The sequence below is a fragment of the Schnuerera sp. genome (assembly GCF_035459645.1).
In the GTDB taxonomy this organism is placed as follows: Bacteria; Bacillota; Clostridia; order Tissierellales; family Tepidimicrobiaceae; genus Schnuerera.
This window is the reverse complement of record NZ_DATHXO010000018.1, coordinates 1-7,077: the sequence shown is the minus strand read 5'-3', so window position 1 is coordinate 7,077 and position 7,077 is coordinate 1. Positions and strand designations below refer to the sequence as shown.

Sequence of the window (7,077 nt, the reverse complement as noted above, 5' to 3'; positions counted from 1 at the left end):
TAGCTTTTGAGATAGATTTTTAGCAGTGGGAGGGTTTATCCCGCCAAACCACATTAGTAATTGAGGAGGTGGAATTCATATGGCTAAGAAAGTTATAGCTGTAGTAAAGCTACAAATACCAGCTGGTAAAGCTACTCCAGCACCACCTGTAGGAACTGCATTAGGGCCTCATGGAGTAAATATTATGCAATTTACAAAAGAGTTCAATGCAAAGACTGCAGATCAAGCTGGGATGATAATACCAGTTGTTCTTACAGTTTATCAAGATAGATCTTTTACATTCATTACTAAAACACCACCTGTTTCAGTATTGATAAAGAAGGCTGTAGGAATTGAATTAGGTTCTGGAGAGCCAAATAAGACAAAAGTAGCAAAGATTTCTAAAGATAAAGTTAAAGAAATCGCTGAAATAAAAATGCCTGATTTAAATGCAGGAAGTGTAGAAGCTGCTATGAGAATGGTAGCAGGGACAGCAAGAAGTATGGGAGTTGTTGTTGAAGAATAATATTTTAGTGGGAGGATATTCCGTTAATACCACGAGGAGGTTAAAAATGCAAAAAAGAGGTAAGAAATATCAAGAAAGTTTTAAATTAGTTGATAGAACTCATTTATATGAGGCAGTAGAGGCAATAGAATTAGTTCAAAAAACAGCAAAAGCTAATTTTGATGAAACTGTTGAATTGTCAGTAAGATTGGGAGTAGACCCAAGACATGCTGATCAACAAGTAAGAGGTGCAATAGTATTGCCTCATGGTACAGGAAGAACTAGAACAGTTCTAGTATTTGCTAAAGGCGATAAGGTAAAAGAAGCTGAAGATGCTGGTGCAGATTTTGTTGGAGGAGAAGAATTAGTTCAAAAAATTCAAAATGAAGGATGGCTTGATTTTGATGTGGTAGTAGCTACTCCAGATATGATGGGAGTTGTAGGTCGAATAGGAAGAATTTTAGGACCTAAAGGATTAATGCCAAATCCAAAGTCGGGAACTGTTACTTTTGAAATAGAAAAAGCTGTAAAAGAAATAAAGGCAGGTAAAGTAGAATATAGAGTTGATAAATCAAGTATAGTTCACGTTCCTATAGGGAAAATTTCATTTGGAACAGAAAAATTAAGAGAAAACTTTTCTACTATCATGGAAGAAATAATCAAAGCAAGACCAGCTGCAACTAAGGGAAGATATTTGAGAACAGTTGTATTGTCTAGCACGATGGGACCTGGAGTAAAGGTGAGTCCACAACAATTGGTTGATAAGTTTGTTCCGAAGAAAGATTAATGTGTTTTAAAAATATTATTGACAGTTATAATATTTGCTGATATAATCTATACGTTAAATAAATAGACTACCGTAGACAGTAGGAACCATAATGGGTTTAAAAATTTCCTACCGAGGTGAGATTGGATACTAATCATTTTAAATAGAGATTAGGGTCTCTCCGTGTCTGCGGAGAGGCCTTTATTTATTTGGTCTTTAGGAGGTGAAGTTGTTGAAGGATAAGGTTTTAGAAGAAAAAAAGCAAATAGTAGAAGAGATTAAAGAAAAGGTAGAAAAAGCTCAAGGTGTTGTTTTAGTAGATTATAGAGGTTTAAATGTAGAAGAACTGACTCAATTAAGGCGTAATTATAAAGAAGCAGGAGTAGATTATAAAGTATATAAAAACACCATGATGAGATTTGCTTTTAAAGATGCAGGTCTTGAAGAGTTTAACCAATATTTAACTGGACCAAATGCAGTTGCTTTTGGATTTGATGATCCAGTACAGGCAGCTAAAATCAGTCAAGAATTTGCAAAGGAACATGATAAACTTGAAATAAAGGCTGGTATAGTTGATGGTAAAATAATAGGAATAGAAGAAGTTAAGGATTTAGCAAGCTTACCATCAAAAGAAGTTCTTATTGCACAAGCTCTTGGTGGATTAAATGCACCTATAACAGGATTTGCCAATGTACTTCAAGGAACAATTAGAAATCTTGTATATGCGTTGAATGCAGTAAGAGAAAAGCAAGAAGGCTTAGAAGCATAATTTAATTTAAATTTTGAAAATATTTGGAGGGATATTATAATGGCAAGTGAAAAAGTATTAAATTTAATTGAAGAAGTTAAAGGTTTAACCGTTTTAGAATTATCAGAATTAGTTAAAGAATTAGAAGAAGAATTTGGAGTTAGTGCAGCAGCACCAGTTGCAGCAGTGGCAGCAGCTCCAGCAGCAGGCGCACCAGAAGCAGCAGAAGAAAAAACTGATTTCGATGTTATGTTAACAGATGTAGGACAACAAAAAATCAAAGTTATAAAAGCTGTAAGAGAAATAACTGGATTAGGATTAAAAGAAGCTAAGGAATTAGTAGACAATGCACCAAAAGCTGTTAAAGAAGGTGCTTCTAAAGATGAAGCTGAAGAAATTAAAGCAAAATTAGAAGAAGTAGGCGCAGGCGTAGAATTAAAATAATTGTTAATGATAATAGATAATAGAAAAGGCTTTCGTTATATGAGAGCCTTTTCTATTATTTAGGGAAGCAAAAAGCAAAAAAATGGGGGAAAAATAAAATTTCTTGACATATGGACTATGCTGTGGTAATATTAGTAGATGCTATAATACTCGAGGCATAATATCTCGTTGTATAAAAAATCACGGATATGTCAATATTATAATAGATTTACTTTAGATTGGCATTACCAAAAGTATATATTTACTTTTGGCTATTTTAGTTTAATAAGGGGTGAATTGTTAATGGTACATCCTGTTGCATACGGAAAACGAGTCAGAATGAGTTATTCCCGTATTAATGAAGTATTAGATTTACCGGATTTAATTGAAGTACAAAGGTCTTCCTATGAATGGTTTTTAGAAGAGGGATTAAAAGAAGTATTTGAAGATATCTCTCCTATACAAGATTATACTGGAAACTTAATTTTAGAGTTCGTTGATTATTATATCAATGAAGAACCAAAATATAGTGAAGACGAAGCAAGAGAAAGGGATGCAAATTTTTCAGCGCCATTAAAAGTAAAGGTACGTCTCATAAACAAGGAAACAGGTGAAGTGAAAGAACAGGAAGTGTTTATGGGTGATTTCCCTTTAATGACAGAAAAGGGTACATTTATTATTAACGGTGCAGAAAGAGTTGTTGTAAGTCAGTTAGTAAGGTCCCCAGGGGTTTATTATTCAGAGGAAATTGACAAAGTAGGTAAAAAGCTTTATTCTGCAACTGTTATTCCTAATAGAGGGGCTTGGCTTGAATATGAATCGGATTCTAACGATATCGTCTATGTTAGAATTGATAGAACTAGAAAGCTTACTATTACAACATTATTGAGAGCATTAGAAATCAGCTCAAATGCAGAAATACAAGATCTTTTAGGAGAAACGGAGCAAGTTTTAAGGACTATAGAAAAGGATAATACTAGTACAGAAGAAGAAGCGCTAATAGAAATATATAAAAGATTAAGACCAGGAGAACCACCAACTGTAGAAAATGCTAAATCTCTGTTGAACAATTTGTTCTTCGATGCAAGAAGATACGATTTGGCGAAAGTTGGGAGATATAAATTTAATAAGAAATTAGCTTTATATAATAGGATTGTAGGAAAGATAGCTGCTGAGGATATTAAAGATGAGGAAACTGGAGAGTTGTTTGTAGCAAAAGAAGAAAAAATTACTAGGGAAAAGGCAGTGGAAATTGAAAACAGTGGAATAAATCGAGTAGACGTTCTGTTAGATGATGGTAAGATTGTTCGTATAGTAGGCAACCACTTTGTTGATAAAAAAGCTTTTAATCTTCCATTTTCCTTAGATGAATTAGGACTAAAAGAAAAAGTTTATTATCCTATTATGAAAGAATTAATAGACACTTATGAAGACGCTGATGAATTGAAAGAAGCTATTAAAGAGAGAATTAGAGAAATTTCTCCCAAACATATAATTAAGGACGACATAATTGCTAGTATAAATTATGAGTTTAATTTATTTAATAGAATAGGTATGACAGATGATATAGATCATTTAGGAAATAGAAGATTGCGTTCTGTAGGAGAACTTTTACAAAATCAGTTTAGGATAGGTCTCTCTAGAATGGAGAGGGTCGTTAGAGAAAGAATGACCATACAAGATATTGATGTAGCGACACCACAAGCTTTAATTAATATTAGGCCGGTGGTAGCTTCTATCAAAGAGTTTTTTGGCAGTAGCCAACTATCTCAATTTATGGATCAAACTAATCCTTTGGCAGAACTTACTCACAAAAGACGAATGTCTGCTTTAGGGCCAGGTGGTTTAAGTAGAGATAGAGCTGGTTTTGAAGTAAGGGATGTACACCATTCTCATTATGGTAGGATGTGTCCTATTGAAACACCAGAAGGGCCAAATATAGGTCTTATAACTTCTTTAACTACCTATGCTAGAATTAATGAATATGGATTCTTAGAAGCGCCCTATCGAAAGGTAGATAAAGAAAGAGAAGTAGTATTAGATGAAATTGAATATTTAACTGCTGATTTAGAAGATGAGTTTATAATAGCTCAATCTAATGAACAGCTAGATGAAGAAAGTAGATTTGTTAATAATAGGGTAATTGCACGAGGAAAAGACGGTGCAATCGATATATATCCAAGCAATGAAGTAGATTATATGGATGTTTCACCGAAACAAATAGTATCTGTAGGTACTTCCATGATTCCATTTTTAGAAAATGATGATGCCAATAGAGCTTTGATGGGAGCTAATATGCAACGACAAGCTGTTCCTTTATTGAAGGCAGAAGCTCCTATAATTGGAACTGGTATAGAATATAAAGCTGCCAGAGATTCAGGTGTTGTGGTAATTGCAAGGGATTCAGGTACTATAGTAAGAGTTAGTTCTAATGAAATATTGTTAAAGAGAGACGAAGATGGACAAATTGATAGATATAAATTATTAAAATTTAAGCGTTCTAACCAAGGAACTACAATAAATCAAAGGCCTATAGTTCAAAAAGATGAAAGAGTAGAAAAAGGTCAAGTTATTGCTGATGGACCGAGCACTGAATTAGGAGAAATTGCATTAGGTAAAAATCTATTAGTTGCCTTTATGACTTGGGAAGGATATAACTATGAAGATGCTATACTAATAAATGAAAAATTAGTAATTGATGATACTTTAACATCTATCCATATTGAAGAGTATGAGTCAGAAGCTAGGGATACCAAATTAGGGCCAGAAGAAATTACAAGAGATATTCCTAATGTAGGCGAAGATATGCTTAAGGATTTAGATGAACAAGGCATTATTAGAATAGGTGCTGAAGTAAAATCTGGTGATATTCTTGTAGGAAAAGTAACACCTAAAGGAGAGACGGAGTTAACAGCAGAAGAAAGGTTATTAAGAGCTATATTTGGTGAAAAAGCAAGAGAGGTGAGAGATACATCATTAAGAGTACCACATGGCGAAACTGGAATAGTAGTGGATGTAAAGATTTTTTCAAGAGAAAATGGAGATGAATTATCGCCAGGCGTTAATCAAATGGTAAGGGTATATGTGGCTACTAAAAGGAAGATAAGTGTTGGCGATAAAATGTGTGGACGCCACGGTAATAAAGGTGTTGTATCGAGAATACTTCCAGAGGAAGATATGCCTTATCTGCCTGACGGGACACCAGTAGAGATAGTATTAAATCCACTAGGAGTACCTTCACGAATGAATTTAGGTCAAGTTCTAGAAGTTCATTTAGGGTTAGCGGCTAAAAAACTTGGCTGGCATGTTGCTACACCAGTATTTGATGGTGCAAGCGATCAAGATATACTTGATGCTCTTGATATGGCAGGATACCCTATAAGTGGTAAAATAGAATTAAGGGATGGCAGAACAGGTGAACATTTAAACAGTCCTGTAACTGTAGGATATATGTATATGCTTAAACTACACCACTTAGTTGATGACAAAATTCATGCTAGATCTACAGGCCCTTATTCTTTAGTTACACAGCAGCCTCTTGGCGGGAAAGCTCAGTTTGGTGGACAAAGATTTGGTGAGATGGAAGTTTGGGCTTTAGAAGCCTATGGAGCAGCTCATACTTTACAGGAAATACTAACAGTTAAATCAGATGATGTAGTAGGAAGAGTTAAAACTTATGAATCTATTGTCAAAGGTGAAAATATACCAGAACCTGGGGTACCTGAGTCTTTCAAAGTTTTAATAAAAGAGTTACAAAGTTTGGCGTTAGATGTAAAGGTATTATCTGAAGAAGATAATGAAATAGAAATAAAAGAGTCTGTTGATGATGACATTGGAGATTTAGACTTGATGAATGATGATTTGATTGAAGATAAATACTTGAAAGATGAAGAAGAGAATGAAGAATTGAATAGCAGATTTATTATTGAAGATAAAGGTAACAATGCAAATTAAGACGATTTCTAAGGATGTTTCATTACTATTTTATTATAGAAAGGAGAGAAAGCTCCTTGTTTGAATTAAATACGTTTGATTCAATGAAAATTGGTCTTGCGTCTCCTGAGAAGATTAGGAAATGGTCAAAAGGAGAAGTTAAGAAACCAGAGACTATAAATTATAGAACTTTAAAGCCTGAAAAAGAGGGGCTCTTTTGTGAAAAGATATTTGGGCCAACTAAGGATTGGGAATGTCACTGTGGAAAATACAAAAGGGTTCGATATAAAGGTGTAGTCTGTGATAGGTGTGGAGTTGAAGTAACAAAATCAAAAGTTAGAAGAGAAAGAATGGGGCATATAGAATTAGCTGCACCTGTATCTCACATTTGGTATTTTAAAGGAATCCCAAGCAGGATGGGGTTAATATTGGATATGTCACCAAGATCTTTGGAAAAAGTACTATATTTTGCTTCTTATATAGTAATAGATGGTGGTGATACTCCACTATATGAAAAACAATTATTGTCAGAAGCAGAAATTAGAGAAGCCCAAGATAAATATGGGAATAAATTCAAAGCTTTAATGGGTGCAGAAGCTATAAAAGAACTACTTTTTAATATAAACCTAGATGAAGAAGCAAAAGATTTAAGGCTTCAATTAAAGGAAGCTAAAGGCCAGAAAAAGATTAGAATCATTAGAAGGCTTGAGGTAGTGGAAGCTT

The 7,077-nt window shown here is 34.1% G+C and carries 5 protein-coding genes, 1 pseudogene and 1 other annotated feature; all 6 genes and pseudogenes read left to right on the top strand.

Annotated elements, in window-relative coordinates; genetic code table 11:
* Positions 1–79: 79 nt before the first annotated feature.
* Positions 80–505 carry a 50S ribosomal protein L11 gene (gene rplK, locus VK998_RS00445; RefSeq protein WP_325224251.1) on the top strand — a complete coding sequence of 142 codons (426 nt, stop codon included), beginning with the start codon at positions 80–82 and terminating at the stop codon, positions 503–505.
* 46 nt (positions 506–551) lie between these two features.
* Positions 552–1,271: a 50S ribosomal protein L1 gene (gene rplA / locus VK998_RS00440; RefSeq protein WP_325224250.1), complete on the top strand. Its 720-nt coding sequence runs from the start codon at positions 552–554 to the stop codon at positions 1,269–1,271.
* Between the two features lie 52 nt (positions 1,272–1,323).
* Positions 1,324–1,465: a sequence feature (ribosomal protein L10 leader region), on the top strand.
* A gap of 17 nt (positions 1,466–1,482) precedes the next feature.
* The gene (rplJ, locus tag VK998_RS00435) at positions 1,483–2,019 is read left to right on the top strand and encodes a 50S ribosomal protein L10 (protein WP_325224247.1); all 537 of its coding nucleotides are present in this window, start codon (positions 1,483–1,485) and stop codon (positions 2,017–2,019) included.
* A 39-nt stretch (positions 2,020–2,058) separates the two neighbouring features.
* Positions 2,059–2,442, top strand: coding sequence for a 50S ribosomal protein L7/L12 (gene rplL, locus VK998_RS00430; protein WP_325224245.1), 384 nt, complete (start codon positions 2,059–2,061; stop codon positions 2,440–2,442).
* Between the two features lie 282 nt (positions 2,443–2,724).
* Positions 2,725–6,375: a DNA-directed RNA polymerase subunit beta gene (gene rpoB, locus VK998_RS00425; protein ID WP_325224242.1), complete on the top strand. Its 3,651-nt coding sequence runs from the start codon at positions 2,725–2,727 to the stop codon at positions 6,373–6,375.
* An 83-nt stretch (positions 6,376–6,458) separates the two neighbouring features.
* Positions 6,459–7,077: pseudogene (locus tag VK998_RS00420) on the top strand (DNA-directed RNA polymerase subunit beta'); the annotation flags it as partial.